This is a genomic window from Streptococcus sp. 2741 (assembly GCF_013276315.1).
GTDB classification, from domain to species: Bacteria; Bacillota; Bacilli; order Lactobacillales; family Streptococcaceae; genus Streptococcus; species Streptococcus pseudopneumoniae.
In genome coordinates this window covers 11,627-27,181 of record NZ_VMKU01000107.1, presented here as the reverse complement: position 1 = coordinate 27,181, position 15,555 = coordinate 11,627, and the positions used below count along the sequence as shown (strand labels likewise).

The following is a 15,555-nucleotide window of genomic DNA, read 5'->3' as shown; positions in this document are numbered from 1 at the left end:
TTTGCTCTTTGATTTTTGTTGATAAAAAGAAATGCTCCTCCAAGACGGAAGAGCATTTTTTATTGTGATTTTGATTCGGTTTCAGCCGACTCTGGGTGGAGTTCTTGGTAACTTGGTGCCTTGAAAAGGTCAGTACTAGTTTTGCCTTGTCGTTGGCTAAAGAGGCTGGTTGACTGACTTCCTTTTTCTTGCTCAATCTTTTGCAGAATGGGCAAGGAATTGAGGTAAGAAATACTTTCTGTATCAACTTTTCCAAGATGATCTGCTTGGTAGAAACGGATCAAATCGCCAGTTTGAATCTGGTCGCTGATTTTCAGCTGTTGACTAGCTGCTTGACGAACAATTTCTAGTTCAGTCTGAGTTTGTTCATCAAGATTGCTGATTTCAAGACCACTTTCAGTGTAGTAGGTTCGTCCGTCGTAGCTGGTATATTTGGGTGTGACGAAGGAATTGGCAGTTCGAAAGGCAACGATTTCTTGATGGTCTGGAGACAGAAGGTCTTGCCCAACTTGAAGGAAGGAACTGGACTCAATACCAAGGAGGTGTTCGAGAGTCGGTAAGATATCGATTTGTCCACCGTAGGTATTGATGATTTGTCCTTTTTCATAGCCAGGCATGACCACCATAAAAGGCACTCGTTGCAACATGGCATTGTCGTAATTCGACCAGTTCTCAGAAGTCTTGCTAATCAAGGGTGCCAGGTCAGGATTGCGGGAGTTGGAAATACCATAATGGTCTCCGTAAATGACGATGATGGATTTTTCATAGAGGCCACTTTCTTTGAGATAGTCAAAGAAGGCTTTAATGGCACTGTCCAGATAGTTGGCTGTTTGGAAGTAGCCATTGATTGTTTCATCTTTGGTTTTAGCCAGTGGGAAACCAAGCTCATCGCCAGTCAGATTGCTAGCATAGGGATAGTGATTGGACACCGTGATATACTTGGCATAAAAAGGCTGCTGCAAATGCTCCAGATACTGAATAGAATCTTTCATCATGATTTTATCATTTAAACCATATTGGAAAGAATTGCTACTGTCTTGCTTGGTGAAGTAGGATGCATCAAAGAAGTATTGATAGCCCCATTGTTTGTAGGTCGTATTTCGGTTCCAGAAGGTCCCAATATTGCCGTGAAAGACAGCACTGGATTGGTAGCCATTTTTTGATAGGATAAAAGGCGCAGCTTGCTGGGTATTGGTACCTCCATAGTTGACCATAAAGGAACCTTGGTCAAGTCCAAACAAACCAGTCTCCAGCATGGTTTCTGCATCTGAGGTCTTACCAGCCTTGACTTGGTTAAAGATATTCGAAAAGGCTAGGGTTGATTGCGAATGGTAGAGGGAGTTGAGGAAGGGAGTGACTTCATGCTCAGTTCCATCTATGTTGAGTTTATAGTCCAGCAGGAACTGTTGGAAACTCTCCAAGTGGAGATAAATCACATTTTTCCCTTTGGCTAAGCCGAAATAGTCTGGATTAGGTTTAGCCGAATGTTCTTGAATATAATCTGTAATAGGTTGCAGGTCGGTCTCAGAGGCCTTGGCACGTTCCTTGTTGGCACTGTATGATTGGTTGGCACTATAGCCTAAAAAGGCGGGTAAACTAAGGGCGCGAACAACATAATAATTCGAAAATCCTCGCGATAGGAGATCGGGACGCTCAATTTCAGCCAAGAAAAGGTTAGCTGAAAAGAGCAGGGCAGAGAGAGCAGTGATGGCAACACTGGAGCGGAATTTGAAAGGTCTCCTATCCAGCTGGATGAATTTTTTATAGAAAAGGAAAGCCAGCAGTGGGAAATCCATAAAATAGATGAAATCCCAAAAGCGCAGTAACTCTAATTCTGCAGTACCAACAGACACCTTGCTGACCACCTTCATGGTATTAGCCGTGATAAAGTCACTAAATTCTCGATAGTAAAAGACGTTGGAATAAAGCCAAATGAATAACAGGCTATAAATAGCTATACTCAGACCATAAAAGATTTTGGTTGACCGAGCATAGAGGGCTAGAGCTAGCAGGAGTAATCCCAAGGGAAGGGGATTGAAAAAGGCGATAAAGGCAAGGTAATTTCCCTGCAACTTGCCCACTTGAATATCTAAATTAAAGTCAACGGCATAGGCTAATAAGGTTTTGAGCCAATAGAGGATTAAAAGGGTTAGGACAAAACCCAGTCTGGTACCCATGGCTTTTTGGATTTTGTTAAAATTAATTCTCACACATTTACTTCCTAAATTTTTATTAGTATTAGTATACCATTTTTTAAAAGAAGAGTAAAAAAGCAAGGGTAGTTTCTTTTTTGAGAATTGGCTAAAAGTTTGATATAATGGTAGTTATGAATAGAATAAGAGTTAGCAAAAGGGTTGAAAAGAAGCTTGCTAAGGGGCTAGTTTTACTAGAAGCCAGTGATCTTGAGAATGTCAATCTTAAGGATCAGGAAGTAGAAGTGCAGGGTCAAGAAGGAACCTTTCTTGGGACTGCCTACCTTTCTCAGCAAAACAAGGGCTTGGGCTGGTTTGTTAGTAAGGACAAGGTGGCCTTCAATCAAGCTTTCTTTGAAATGCTGTTTAGACAAGCCAAAGAAAAGAGAAGCGCCTACTATCAAGATGATTTGACAACTGCCTTTCGTCTCTTCAACCAAGAGGGAGATGGCTTTGGGGGTCTGACAGTGGACCTTTATGGCGACTATGCTGTCTTTTCTTGGTATAACTCTTATGTTTATCAGATTCGTCAGACCATCTCAGAAGCCTTTAGACAGGTTTTTCCTGAGGTTTTAGGGGCCTATGAGAAGATCCGCTTTAAGGGTTTGGACTATGAATCTACCCATGTTTATGGTCAAGAAGCACCTGACTTTTTCACTGTTTTGGAAAATGGTGTCTTGTATCAAGTCTTTATGAATGATGGCTTGATGACAGGGATTTTCCTAGACCAGCACGAGGTTCGTGGTAGCTTGGTGGATGGATTGGCTATGGGTAAATCCTTGCTCAATATGTTTTCTTATACAGCAGCTTTTTCAGTAGCTGCGGCCATGGGAGGAGCAAACCAGACAACTTCGGTTGATTTAGCCAAACGTTCACGAGAATTGTCTCAAGCGCATTTTCAGGCAAATGGAATCAGCACAGACGACCATCGTTTTGTGGTCATGGATGTCTTTGAATATTTCAAGTATGCCAAACGAAAAGGCTTGACCTACGATGTGATTGTCCTAGATCCGCCTAGCTTTGCTCGGAACAAAAAACAAACCTTCTCTGTGGCCAAGGATTATCACAAGTTGATTTCCCAGAGTCTTGAGATTTTAAATCCTGGAGGGATTATCATTGCCAGTACCAATGCTGCCAATGTTTCCCGTCAGAAATTTACAGAACAAATTGATAAAGGCTTTGCAGGAAGAAGTTACCAGATTTTAAATAAATACGGTCTTCCAGCAGACTTCGCCTATAATAAAAAAGATGAAAGTAGTAATTACCTCAAGGTGATTAGTATGAAGGTTAGTAAATGAAATTAATCGTTTCAGTAATGCCAAGAAGTTTAGAGGAGGCCCAGGCTCTGGATGCCACGAGGTACCTGGATGCCGACATCATTGAATGGCGTGCCGACTATCTGCCTAAAGAAGCGATTTTGCAGGTGGCTCCAGCTATTTTTGAAAAATTCGCAGGTCGTGAGTTGGTTTTCACGCTACGAACTCGCTCTGAAGGGGGAGAAATTGACCTTTCTTCAGAAGAATATATCCATTTAATCAAGGAAGTGGTGCAACTCTATCAACCAGACTATATTGATTTTGAGTACTATAGCTACAAGGATGTTTTTGAGGAAATGCTGGACTTCCCAAATCTCGTTTTGAGTTACCACAATTTCCAAGAAACACCTGAAAATATGATGGAAATCTTGTCAGAGTTGACGAGCCTAAATCCAAAACTTGTCAAGGTTGCGGTGATGGCTCATACGGAGCAGGATGTGCTAGACTTGATGAACTATACACGGGGCTTTAAAACTCTCAATCCTGAGCAGGAATATGTAACTATTTCTATGGGTAAGGTGGGCAAGGTTTCTCGTATCACTGCGGATGTGACTGGTTCGAGTTGGTCTTTTGCCAGTCTGGATGAGGCTAGTGCCCCTGGTCAGATTTCTCTAGCTAGCATGAAAAAAATCAGGGAGATTTTGGATGAAGCTTGATGGCTATACACGTTTAGCTGCAGTTGTTGCCAATCCTATTAAACATTCTATTTCTCCCTTCATCCACAATAGGGCCTTTGAGGCGACAGCTACCAATGGTGTTTATGTTGCTTGGGAGATTGAAGCGGGTGATTTGGCAGAAACAGTAGCCAATATTTGTCGCTACCAGATGTTTGGCATCAATCTGTCCATGCCCTATAAGGAGCAGGTGATTCCTTATTTGGACGGGCTGAGCGATGAGGTGCGCTTGATTGGTGCGGTCAATACGGTTGTCAATGAGAATGGGAATTTGATTGGATATAATACAGATGGCAAGGGATTCTTTAAGAGTTTGCCTTCTTTTACAATTACAGGTAAGAAGATGACCCTGCTGGGTGCAGGTGGTGCGGCCAAGTCCATTATAGCGCAAGCCATTTTGGATGGTGTCAGTCAGATTTCGGTCTTTGTTCGTTCCGTTTCTATGGAAAAAACAAGACCTCACCTAGACAAGTTACAGGAGCAGACAGGCTTTAAAGTGGACTTGTATGCTTTAGAAGATGTTTCGGAACTGCAAGCAAGGATTGCCGATTCGGGCTTACTGGTCAATGCGACTAGTGTGGGCATGGATGGTCAATCATCCCCAGTTCCAGAAAACATCAATCTGACAGAGACTCTCTTGGTCGCAGATATCATTTACCAACCCTTTGAAACGCCATTTTTGAAATGGGCTAGAAGTCAGGGCAATCCAGCAGTCAATGGTCTGGGAATGTTGCTCTATCAAGCTGCAGAAGCTTTTCAACTGTGGACAGGCAAGGAAATGCCGACAGAAGAGATTTGGCAGTCTTTAACAGAAAAATACCAATAAAGAAAGGGAGACTCTCCTATGAAAATCAGAATCGATATTCCTCATCATCCTTATGATATTCAGATTGAAAAAGGTTGTCTGGCTCAGGCTGGTCAATGGTTGCGAGAACTATGGCAACCACAAAAAGTGCTCATCGTAACAGACAACCATGTAGCTTCTCTTTATGCTGAGAAGGTCAAACTCAGCCTAGAAGATGCTGGTTTTCAGGTAGCTGTTTTTGACTTTTTAGAAGGGGAAGAAAGAAAGAATTTAACTACTGTTCAGAAAGTATATGAATTTCTAGTTAAGCAGGGGTTGACTCGTAGCGATGGAATCGTGGCTCTCGGCGGTGGTGTCGTTGGGGACCTGGCTGGTTTTGTAGCCTCTACCTATATGCGGGGTATTCACTTTGTTCAGATTCCGACCAGTTTAACTGCCCAGGTGGATTCGTCTATCGGTGGAAAGACAGGCGTTAACACTCCATTTGCTAAGAATATGGTGGGTACCTTTGCCCAACCAGATGGGGTTCTGATTGACCCGCTTGTCCTTGAAACGCTTGGAAAAAGAGAGTTGATTGAAGGGATGGGGGAGGTCATCAAGTATGGCTTGATTGAGGATCCAGAACTGTGGGCTCTTTTGACGGAGCTGGATGGTTCTGTTGAGAGCATTCTGGAACATGCAGAGACCTTGATTGAACATTCTTGTCAGGTCAAGCGCAAGATGGTAGTTGAGGATGAGTTGGACAATGGTGTTCGCCTTTACCTCAATTTTGGCCACACCATTGGTCATGCCATTGAAGCGACGGCTGGGTATGGGAAAGTCATGCATGGTGAAGCTGTTGCCATGGGAATGGTGCAGATTTCCAAGGTGGCTGAGGAAAAAGGCCTTATGCCAGAAGGAATAACTCAGTCCATTACAGCTATGTGTCAGAAATTTGGCTTGCCTGTTGACTATGAAAACTGGGATGTTGACAAGCTTTATCAGGCTTTGACTCATGACAAGAAAGCGCGTGGCAACATCTTGAAATTGGTCTTGGTGCCAGAGCTTGGTTCAGCGACCATTCACCCAGTTTCTCTGGAAGAGATGAAAGACTACTTGGTAAAATAAGGAGAGTGTATGAGATATTTAACTGCAGGAGAATCACACGGCCCCCGTCTGACAGCTATCATTGAGGGAATTCCAGCTGGGCTTCCTTTGACAGCTGAGGATATCAATGGCGACCTTAAACGCCGTCAGGGTGGCTACGGCCGCGGTGGTCGTATGAAAATTGAGAGCGACCAAGTTATCTTTACTTCGGGCGTTCGCCACGGGAAGACGACAGGGGCGCCTATTACCATGGATGTCGTCAATAAGGACCACCAGAAATGGCTGGACATCATGTCTGCAGAGGACATTGAAGACCGCCTTAAAAGCAAACGAAAAATCACCCATCCTCGTCCAGGTCACGCCGACTTGGTTGGGGGCATCAAGTACCGTTTTGATGATTTAAGAAATTCTTTGGAGCGTTCATCAGCTCGTGAAACCACCATGCGGGTAGCAGTGGGGGCAGTGGCCAAACGCCTCTTGGCTGAGCTGGGTATGGAGATTGCTAATCATGTCGTGGTTTTTGGTGGCAAGGAAATCGATGTTCCTGAGAATCTCACAGTTGCTGAGATTAAGAAACGAGCTGCCCAGTCTGACGTTTCTATTGTCAACCAAGAACGGGAACAGGAAATCAAGGATTACATTGACCAAATCAAACGTGACGGTGATACCATCGGTGGGGTTGTGGAGACAGTCGTTGGAGGTGTTCCAGTTGGTCTTGGTTCCTATGTCCAATGGGACAGAAAATTGGATGCAAGATTGGCCCAAGCAATTGTTTCTATCAATGCTTTTAAAGGGGTGGAATTTGGTCTTGGATTTGAAGCTGGTTATCGTAAAGGCAGCCAAGTCATGGATGAAATTCTCTGGTCTAAAGAAGACGGTTATACCCGCCGTACCAATAATCTAGGTGGCTTTGAAGGTGGTATGACTAATGGGCAACCCATCGTTGTTCGCGGCGTGATGAAGCCCATCCCTACTCTCTACAAACCACTTATGAGTGTGGATATCGAAACCCATGAACCCTACAAGGCAACAGTCGAAAGAAGTGATCCGACCGCTCTTCCAGCAGCAGGAGTGGTTATGGAAGCCGTTGTGGCAACGGTTCTGGCACAAGAAATCCTTGAAAAATTCTCATCAGACAATCTAGAGGAATTAAAAGAAGCGGTAGCCCAACACCGAGATTATACAAAGAACTATTAAGGAGTTCCTATGGCAAAAACAATCTATATCGCAGGTCTTGGTTTGATTGGAGCCTCTATGGCACTTGGTATCAAACGCGATCATCCAGATTATGAAATTTTAGGGTATAATCGCAGTCAAGCTTCGAGAGATATTGCCTTGAAAGAAGGCATGATTGACCGAGCAACGGATGATTTTGCCAGTTTTGCTCCTCTGGCTGATGTCATCATTTTGACCTTGCCAATCAAGCAGACCATTGCTTTTATACAGGAGTTGGCAGGTTTGAACTTGAAAGAAGGGGTCATTATTTCAGATGCTGGTTCGACCAAGTCAGCCATTGTGGATGCGGCGGAGCAGTATTTGGCTGGCAAGTCTGTTCGCTTTGTCGGGGCCCATCCCATGGCTGGTAGTCACAAGACAGGGGCAGCTTCTGCGGATGTCAATCTTTTTGAAAACGCCTATTATATCTTCACACCTTCGAGGCTGACAAGTCAGGACACGCTTAAGGAAATGAAGGATCTGCTTTCAGGTCTTCATGCTCGTTTTATCGAGATTGATGCCCAGGAGCATGATTGTGTGACTTCTCAGATTAGCCATTTCCCTCATATTCTGGCTTCTAGTCTCATGGAGCAGACTGCGGTCTATGCTCAAGAACATGAGATGGTAAGGCGCTTTGCGGCCGGTGGTTTTCGAGATATGACCCGAATTGCGGAAAGCGAGCCGGGTATGTGGACCTCTATTCTCTTGTCCAATCGTGAGACTATTCTAGACCGAATTGAGGATTTTAAGGAACGTTTGGAAGCGATTGGTCAGGCCATTAGTAAGGGGGATGAAGAGCAAATTTGGAATTTTTTTAACCAAGCGCGTGAACAACGCCAGACCATGGAAATCCATAAGCGTGGTGGTGTGGATAGCTCTTACGACCTCTATGTTGACGTTCCTGATGAAGAAGATGTCATCCTGCGGATTTTGGAACTGCTACGTGGAACTTCCTTGGTTAACATCCACATCAACGAGGAAAATCGTGAAGATATTCACGGAATCCTACAAATTTCATTTAAAAATGCTCAAGACTTGGAAAGAGCCGAGCATCTCATAACAGAAAATACCGACCACACAGTCGTCATCAAATAAGGAGAAAAATATGCCTAAAATAGAGCTTAAATTCATATTTGGTGTTATCTTTATTTCTTTTATCTTACTTAGAGCTTACGCTGTTAAAAAAGATGTGAAAACTACTTCAGAAGCCAGTGTTGAGACAAAAAATGAACCATCCAACAAGGAAATAAGTTAAGAGAAAACCAATTCAAAGTATGTAGACGATAGAATTATTAATGAGTTTATCAATAGCTATAATCAAAATTCTAATAGCCCATTAGAAAATATCAAAAAAGGAAATATAAAAATAAAATATAAAAGTAAATATTTCGCATCAAGCTACGGATACTACTTGGAGCTTTTACATGCAAATGATACTGATAAAATCAATGTAACAATAAATCAGACAAATGAAAATAGTGAATCTGGTGTTGCAGGAATGAAAGAAGTATTTCATGATATTGTTAAATCGATTGAATCATCCTTATCTGATGATGAGATAGAGAACTATTTTGATAATCTTATGTCAAATGAAATAAAAACAGGTTCTAATTTAGGAACTTTGAAGATAGAGTATATACCAGATAAGGAATTAAGCAATGGACATTCAAGAGGTCATATAAAAGTGATTGCACAATAATAAAGACCACAGAGTGACTAGTAATTTAAAAAGAAATGAATAAGGAGAAAATCATGTCAAATATTTACGATAGTGCAAACGAACTCAGTCGCGGTCTACGCGAATTACCAGAATACAAGGCTGTTAAAGCAGCTAAAGATGCGATTGCAGCAGATGCTGAGGCAAGTAAAATCTTTACAGAATATGTTGCCTTCCAAGAAGAAATTCAAAGACTAGCCCAGACAGGGCAAATGCCAGACGCATCCTTCCAAGCGAAAATGGAAGGCTTTGGTAAACAGATTCAAGGGAACAGCCTCTTGTCAGAATTCTTTACCAAGCAACAACAATTGGCCATTTACCTTTCTGACATTGAAAAAATTGTTTTCGAACCAGTTTCAGAATTGCTAAAATAAGAAAAGAACTATCCTAAAGTCAGAATTTTTAAGGAATTTCTGGCTTTTTATGATAAAATAGGTAAAAGTATTGCAAGTATGAGGTCCAGTATGAAACTAAAAACAAACATTCGCCACTTACATGGCAGTATCCGCGTTCCAGGTGACAAGTCTATCAGCCACCGTTCCATTATCTTTGGAAGTTTGGCTGAGGGTGAGACCAAGGTTTATGATATTCTGCGAGGTGAAGACGTTCTTTCGACCATGCAGGTTTTTCGTGACCTTGGTGTTGAAATTGAGGACAAAGATGGGGTTATTACCATTCAAGGTGTGGGTATGGAAGGCTTAAAAGCTCCGCAAAATGCCCTTGATATGGGAAATTCTGGTACCTCGATTCGCCTGATTTCAGGTGTCCTTGCAGGTGCAGATTTTGAAGTAGAAATGTTTGGAGACGACAGTCTTTCCAAACGTCCTATGGATCGTGTGACGATTCCTCTGAAAAAAATGGGCGTTAGCATTTCGGGACAAACTGAGCGAGACCTGCCTCCTCTTCACTTAAAAGGGACGAAAACCCTAAGACCTATTCAGTATGAGTTGCCAATTGCCTCTGCCCAAGTCAAGTCAGCCTTGATCTTTGCGGCCTTGCAGGCTCAGGGGGAGTCAGTGATTATCGAAAAAGAGTGCACCCGTAATCATACTGAAGATATGTTGCAACAATTTGGTGGCCATTTAAGTGTGGAGGGCAAGAAAATCACAGTCCAAGGGCCACAAAAATTGACAGGACAGAAGGTGGTCGTACCAGGAGATATTTCCAGTGCAGCCTTTTGGTTAGTCGCAGGTTTGATTGTTCCAAACTCTCGTCTAGTGCTGCAGAATGTGGGTATCAACGAAACGCGCACCGGTATTATTGATGTCATTCGCGCCATGGGTGGAAAATTGGAAATGACTGAAATTGACCCAGTCGCTAAATCTGCTACCTTGACTGTTGAGTCTTCAGACTTGAAAGGAACAGAGATTGGCGGTGCCTTGATTCCACGTTTGATTGATGAATTGCCCATTATCGCTCTACTTGCGACCCAAGCCCAAGGTGTAACAGTTATCAAGGATGCTGAGGAACTTAAGGTCAAGGAAACAGACCGCATTCAGGTGGTGGCAGACGCCCTGAATAGTATGGGAGCAGATATCACACCTACAGCAGATGGAATGATTATCAAAGGAAAATCCGCTCTTTACGGTGCTAGAGTCAATACGTTTGGAGACCACCGAATTGGCATGATGACAGCCATCGCAGCTCTCTTGGTTGCAGATGGAGAAGTGGAACTTGATCGGGCAGAAGCCATCAATACCAGCTATCCTAGCTTCTTTGATGATTTGGAGAACTTGACTCATGGCTAAGGTGTTACTAGGCTTTATGGGTGCTGGCAAATCGACTATTGCAAGAGGTTTAGACCCAGACTACCTTGATATGGATGCTCTGATAGAGAAGCGTTTAGGTATGTCCATTGCGGAATTTTTCGCGGAAAAGGGCGAAGCGGCCTTTCGTCAGGTAGAGTCAGAAGTCCTAGCTAATTTACTACAAACAGACCAAGTCGTGTCAACTGGAGGAGGAGTGGTTATTTCTCAGAGAAATCGTGACTTACTCAAGACTAATACAGATAACATCTACCTGAAAGCAGATTTTGAAACCCTCTACCAACGTATCGCAGCTGATAAGGATAATCAGCGCCCGCTTTTTCTAAATAATAGCAAGGAAGAACTTGCAGCTATTTTCCAAGAAAGACAGGTTTGGTATGAGGAAGTGGCTAGTCGGATTTTGGATGTGACCAAGCTAAGTCCGGAGGAAATTATAGAGGAACTAAGATGAAAATTGCTTATCTAGGTCCCAAGGGATCATTTTCACACCATGTTGTGCAGACAGCTTTTCCTAATGAGGAATTGCAGGCTTTTGCCAACATTACAGATGTCATCAAGGCTTATGAGCAAGGATTAGTGGACTATTCTGTGGTGCCAGTTGAAAACTCTATTGAGGGTAGTGTTCATGAAACCTTGGACTATCTTTTTCATCAGGCTCACATCCAAGCAGTAGCAGAAATCGTTCAGCCTATTCATCAGCAGTTGATGGTGGTTCCAGGCCATACTAAGATTGAAAAGATTTTTTCACATCCACAGGCCTTGGCTCAAGGAAAGAAATTCATCGATGAACAATATCCAGAGGCTCAAATCGAGGTAACAGCTAGTACAGCTTATGCGGCCCGTTTTATTTCCGAACATCCAGACCAGCCCTTTGCAGCAGTTGCACCTAGAAGTTCTGCTGAAGAATATGGATTGGAACTGATTGCCGAGGATATTCAGGAAATGGAAGCCAATTTCACACGTTTCTGGGTTCTAGGAGCTGAAAAGCCTTCTATTCCCTTGCAAGCACAAACTGAAAAGATGAGTTTGGCCTTGACATTACCTGACAACCTTCCAGGTGCACTTTATAAGGCCCTGTCGACCTTTGCTTGGCGAGGAATTGACTTGACAAAAATTGAAAGTCGTCCACTCAAGACAGCACTGGGTGAATACTTTTTCATTATCGATGTGGATTATACCGATAAGGACTTGGTCCACTTTGCCCAAAAAGAATTAGAAGCGATTGGAATCCAGTATAAAATTCTGGGTGCCTATCCTATTTATCCAATATCAGACCATGGAAAGGAGAGAAGATGAGTAAAGAAAATCCCTTAAGTCATCATGAGCAGTTGCGTTATGATTATTTGCTAAAAAATATTCATTATCTCAATGAGAGAGAAAAAAATGAGTTTGCCTATTTGCAAGAAAAGCTAACTCTTGCTAGGGGAAATAGTAGCTCTAGCTTGGAACAAGAAAGAGAAGAGCAGGTTGACTTACCAAGCTATGCGAACCGGAGTCGCTCACAATCCAAATCACAAGCACTCTCTTTCCCTCCAAAAAAGAAAAGACGGAAGCTCCGTCTTAAACGAATTTTTATGGTGATTTTTTCACTTTTGGTCTGTGTGGCTTTGGCCATGGTATTCATGTTTTTGCGTGGTTACCAAGATGCTAGCGCAAAGAAAACTGCTGATGCTAAGGCAGCACAGGTTCAAGTCTTTAATGGTCAGGACACTAGAGATGGAGTTAATATTTTGATCATGGGGACAGACGGTCGAATCGGTCAAAATAGTGTTGAGACACGAACTGACTCTATTATGGTATTAAATGTCGGGGGCTCAGATAAGAAAATGAAGCTAGTCAGTTTCATGCGTGATAATTTGGTCTATATAGATGGTTATAGTCAAGTGATTAATGGTAGAAAACAGACAGATAACAAGTTAAACGTAGCCTACGAGTTAGGAGAACAAGAGGGGCAAAAAGGGGCAGAAATGGTTCGCCAAGTCTTGAAAGATAATTTTGACTTGGACATTAAGTACTACGCCTTGGTTGATTTCCAGGCCTTTGCCACAGCGATTGACACGCTTTTCCCTGATGGGGTGACGATTGATGCTCAATTTTCAACATTGAATGGGCGTCCCCTAACAGAAGCTACAGTCGGAGATGATTTATATGCTACCGAGACTGAGTCTCCAACCCAAACCATTAAAGTCGGAAAACAGCAGATGAATGGCTCGACCCTGCTCAATTATGCTCGTTTCCGTGATGATGATGAGGCGGATTACGGCCGTACAAAAAGACAGCAACAAGTTTTAACAGCAATTTTAGAGCAAATTAAAGATCCCACTAAACTTTTCACTGGTTCTGAAGCTCTTGGAAAGGTTTTTGCTATGACCTCAACCAACGTACCCTATACTTTCCTCCTAACAAACGGTTTATCTGTTTTGGATGGAGCAAAAAATGGTATTGAAAAATTGACGATTCCAGAACTGGGTGACTGGGTAGATGCCTATGATGTTTATGGAGGCTTGGGCTTGCTGGTTGATCAAAACAAATATCAAACCAAGCTCGCTCAAATGGGCTTGAGATAAGATAATACTCAATGAAAATTAAAGTGCAAACTAGGAAGCTAGCCGCAGGCTGCTAAAAACACAGTTTTGAGGTTGTAGATAAGACTGACGAAGTCAGTTACCTATACCTACGGCAAGGTGAAGCTGACGTGGTTTGAAGAGATTTTCGAAGAGTATAAGACAGAAAAATCAAAGTTTGATAGCTATTTGGATAGCAGTCAGGCTTTGATTTTTTACAGTCTGCAATAGATTTTCACCCCTTGTTTGTGGTATAATGAAACGATACGATAGAAAGAATAATGAACAATATGACTGATTTAAAAGCAATTCAGGCTCGTAGTCTGGAGATGGCTGAATATTTTGTGGCCTTTTGTAAAGAACATGATTTGCTCTGTTATCTCTGTGGCGGAGGCGCTATTGGTACCCTTCGAAACAAGGGATTTATTCCTTGGGACGACGACCTAGACTTTTTTATGCCTCGTAAAGATTATGAGAAATTAGCAGAATTATGGCCTCGTTATGCAGATGAACGTTATTTCTTGTCAAAGAGTTACAAGGATTTTGTTGATCGTAATCTTTTTATTACCATTCGTGACAAGGAAACCACCTGTATCAAGCCTTATCAGCAGGATTTGGATTTGCCACATGGTCTGGCCTTGGATGTTTTGCCTTTGGATTATTATCCGAAAGATCCAGCTGAGCGGAAAAAACAGGTTCGTTGGGCCTTGATTTATTCACTCTTTTGTGCGCAAACTATTCCAGAAAAGCATGGTGCTCTCATGAAATGGGGAAGTCGCATTTTACTGGGTTTGACTCCAAAATCTCTCCGTTATCGCATCTGGAAAAAAGCTGAGAAAGAAATGACTAAGTATGATTTGGCTGAGAGCGATGGAATCACGGAACTATGCTCAGGTCCTGGCTACATGAGAAACAAGTACCTAATCGAATCTTTTGAAGATAATCTTTTCTTGCCATTTGAAGGAACAGAGATGCCTATTCCAGTTGGCTATGATGCTTATCTCAGCACTGCTTTTGGAGATTATATGACGCCTCCGCCAGCAGACAAGCAGCTACCGCATCATGATGCTGTCATCGCTGATATGGATAAGTCTTATACAGAATACAAGGGAGAATATGGTGGCTAAGAAAAAAATCTTATTTTTTATGTGGTCTTTTTCTCTCGGAGGCGGTGCAGAAAAGATTCTGTCTACCATTGTTTCAAATCTGGATCCAGAAAAGTATGATATTGATATTCTTGAAATGGAGCACTTTGACAAGGGATACGAATCTGTTCCCAAGCATGTAGGCATTTTAAAATCTCTTCAAGATTATCGCCAAGCTAGATGGTTACGAGCTTTTTTGTGGAGAATGAGAATTTATTTTCCAAGGCTGACTCGTCGCTTGCTTGTAAAAGATGACTATGATGTTGAAGTTTCCTTTACCATTATGAATCCACCACTGTTGTTCTCTAAAAGAAAAGAAGTCAAGAAAATCTCTTGGATTCATGGAAGTATCGAAGAATTTCTTAAGGATAGCTCCAAAAGAGAATCACATAGACGCCAGTTGGATGCTGCGAATACCATTGTAGGAATTTCAAAAAAGACCAGCAATTCTATCAAGGAAGTCTATCCAGATTATGCTTCTAAATTACAGACAGTCTACAATGGATATGATTTTAAGACTATTTTAGAAAAATCTCAAGAGAAGATCGATATCGAGATTGCTCCTCAAAGTATCTGTACCATCGGACGGATTGAGGAAAATAAGGGTTCTGACCGTGTGGTGGAAGTGATACGGTTATTGCACCAAGAGGGGAAAAACTATCATCTCTATTTTATCGGGGCTGGTGATATGGAAGAGGAACTGAAAAAACGAGTTAAAGAGTATGAGCTTGAAGACTATGTGCATTTCCTTGGTTATCAAAAAAATCCATACCAGTATTTGTCTCAGATGAAGATCCTCTTGTCTATGTCTAAACAAGAAGGTTTTCCTGGTGTTTATGTGGAATCCTTGAGCCTTGGAATCCCTTTTGTCTCTACGGATGTCGGAGGGGCTGAGGAATTATCCCAAGAAGGACGATTTGGACAAATCATTGAGAGCAATCAAGAGGCAGCTAAGGCAATTACGAACTACATGACCTCTACCTCAAACTTCGATGTCAATGAGGCTAGCCAATTCATTCAACAATTTACAATTGCCAAACAAATCGAACAAGTAGAAAAACTATTAGAGGAGTAG

General features: G+C 42.3%; 16 protein-coding genes. 15 read left to right on the top strand and 1 reads right to left on the bottom strand.

Translation table 11 applies throughout. From position 1 onward, the window contains the following. Window positions 1-59 precede the first annotated feature (59 nt). The gene (locus HT671_RS09300) at window positions 60-2,177 is read right to left on the bottom strand and encodes an LTA synthase family protein (RefSeq protein WP_050207694.1); all 2,118 of its coding nucleotides are present in this window, start codon (window positions 2,175-2,177) and stop codon (window positions 60-62) included. Window positions 2,178-2,326: 149 nt separating this feature from the next. On the opposite strand from HT671_RS09300, the gene HT671_RS09295 reads away from it, so the two are divergent. From HT671_RS09295 to HT671_RS09225, 15 genes are all read left to right on the top strand, one after another. Further along, window positions 2,327-3,490 (top strand): class I SAM-dependent rRNA methyltransferase, encoded by a 1,164-nt coding sequence (locus HT671_RS09295; RefSeq protein WP_031233545.1) that lies wholly within the window; start codon window positions 2,327-2,329, stop codon window positions 3,488-3,490. Then, window positions 3,487-4,164 carry a type I 3-dehydroquinate dehydratase gene (gene aroD, locus HT671_RS09290; protein ID WP_000767767.1) on the top strand — a complete coding sequence of 226 codons (678 nt, stop codon included), beginning with the start codon at window positions 3,487-3,489 and terminating at the stop codon, window positions 4,162-4,164. The genes HT671_RS09295 and aroD overlap by 4 nt, the downstream gene beginning before the upstream one ends. Then, window positions 4,154-5,008: a shikimate dehydrogenase gene (locus tag HT671_RS09285; protein WP_023932792.1), complete on the top strand. Its 855-nt coding sequence runs from the start codon at window positions 4,154-4,156 to the stop codon at window positions 5,006-5,008. Before aroD ends, HT671_RS09285 begins: the two co-directional genes overlap by 11 nt. Before the next feature lie 18 nt (window positions 5,009-5,026). Beyond that, the gene (gene aroB, locus HT671_RS09280; protein ID WP_000702126.1) at window positions 5,027-6,094 is read left to right on the top strand and encodes a 3-dehydroquinate synthase; all 1,068 of its coding nucleotides are present in this window, start codon (window positions 5,027-5,029) and stop codon (window positions 6,092-6,094) included. A gap of 9 nt (window positions 6,095-6,103) precedes the next feature. Further along, window positions 6,104-7,270, top strand: a complete 1,167-nt coding sequence (gene aroC, locus HT671_RS09275; protein WP_001269877.1) for a chorismate synthase — start codon at window positions 6,104-6,106, stop codon at window positions 7,268-7,270. A 9-nt stretch (window positions 7,271-7,279) separates the two neighbouring features. Further along, window positions 7,280-8,383 (top strand): prephenate dehydrogenase, encoded by a 1,104-nt coding sequence (locus HT671_RS09270; RefSeq protein WP_001140489.1) that lies wholly within the window; start codon window positions 7,280-7,282, stop codon window positions 8,381-8,383. Window positions 8,384-8,393: 10 nt separating this feature from the next. Beyond that, entirely contained in the window at window positions 8,394-8,543 is a 150-nt protein-coding gene (locus HT671_RS09265) for a hypothetical protein (protein WP_001124152.1), read from the top strand. A gap of 156 nt (window positions 8,544-8,699) precedes the next feature. Then, the gene (locus HT671_RS09260; protein ID WP_000421417.1) at window positions 8,700-8,987 is read left to right on the top strand and encodes a hypothetical protein; all 288 of its coding nucleotides are present in this window, start codon (window positions 8,700-8,702) and stop codon (window positions 8,985-8,987) included. 53 nt (window positions 8,988-9,040) lie between these two features. Continuing rightward, window positions 9,041-9,379 (top strand): YlbF/YmcA family competence regulator, encoded by a 339-nt coding sequence (locus HT671_RS09255; protein ID WP_000065969.1) that lies wholly within the window; start codon window positions 9,041-9,043, stop codon window positions 9,377-9,379. Window positions 9,380-9,469: 90 nt separating this feature from the next. Beyond that, the gene (gene aroA / locus HT671_RS09250; protein ID WP_000769893.1) at window positions 9,470-10,753 is read left to right on the top strand and encodes a 3-phosphoshikimate 1-carboxyvinyltransferase; all 1,284 of its coding nucleotides are present in this window, start codon (window positions 9,470-9,472) and stop codon (window positions 10,751-10,753) included. Beyond that, window positions 10,746-11,222 (top strand): shikimate kinase, encoded by a 477-nt coding sequence (locus HT671_RS09245; protein WP_001151365.1) that lies wholly within the window; start codon window positions 10,746-10,748, stop codon window positions 11,220-11,222. The genes aroA and HT671_RS09245 overlap by 8 nt, the downstream gene beginning before the upstream one ends. Further along, a complete protein-coding gene (gene pheA / locus HT671_RS09240) occupies window positions 11,219-12,067 on the top strand; it encodes a prephenate dehydratase (RefSeq protein ID WP_000686437.1) in 849 nt (282 codons plus the stop codon). Before HT671_RS09245 ends, pheA begins: the two co-directional genes overlap by 4 nt. Then, a complete protein-coding gene (gene psr / locus HT671_RS09235) occupies window positions 12,064-13,338 on the top strand; it encodes a polyisoprenyl-teichoic acid--peptidoglycan teichoic acid transferase Psr (RefSeq protein ID WP_000032344.1) in 1,275 nt (424 codons plus the stop codon). Before pheA ends, psr begins: the two co-directional genes overlap by 4 nt. 278 nt (window positions 13,339-13,616) lie before the next feature. Continuing rightward, window positions 13,617-14,462 (top strand): phosphorylcholine transferase LicD, encoded by an 846-nt coding sequence (locus tag HT671_RS09230; protein WP_078374283.1) that lies wholly within the window; start codon window positions 13,617-13,619, stop codon window positions 14,460-14,462. Beyond that, on the top strand, window positions 14,452-15,555 hold the full coding sequence (locus HT671_RS09225; protein WP_078800192.1) for a glycosyltransferase: 1,104 nt from the start codon (window positions 14,452-14,454) through the stop codon (window positions 15,553-15,555). Before HT671_RS09230 ends, HT671_RS09225 begins: the two co-directional genes overlap by 11 nt.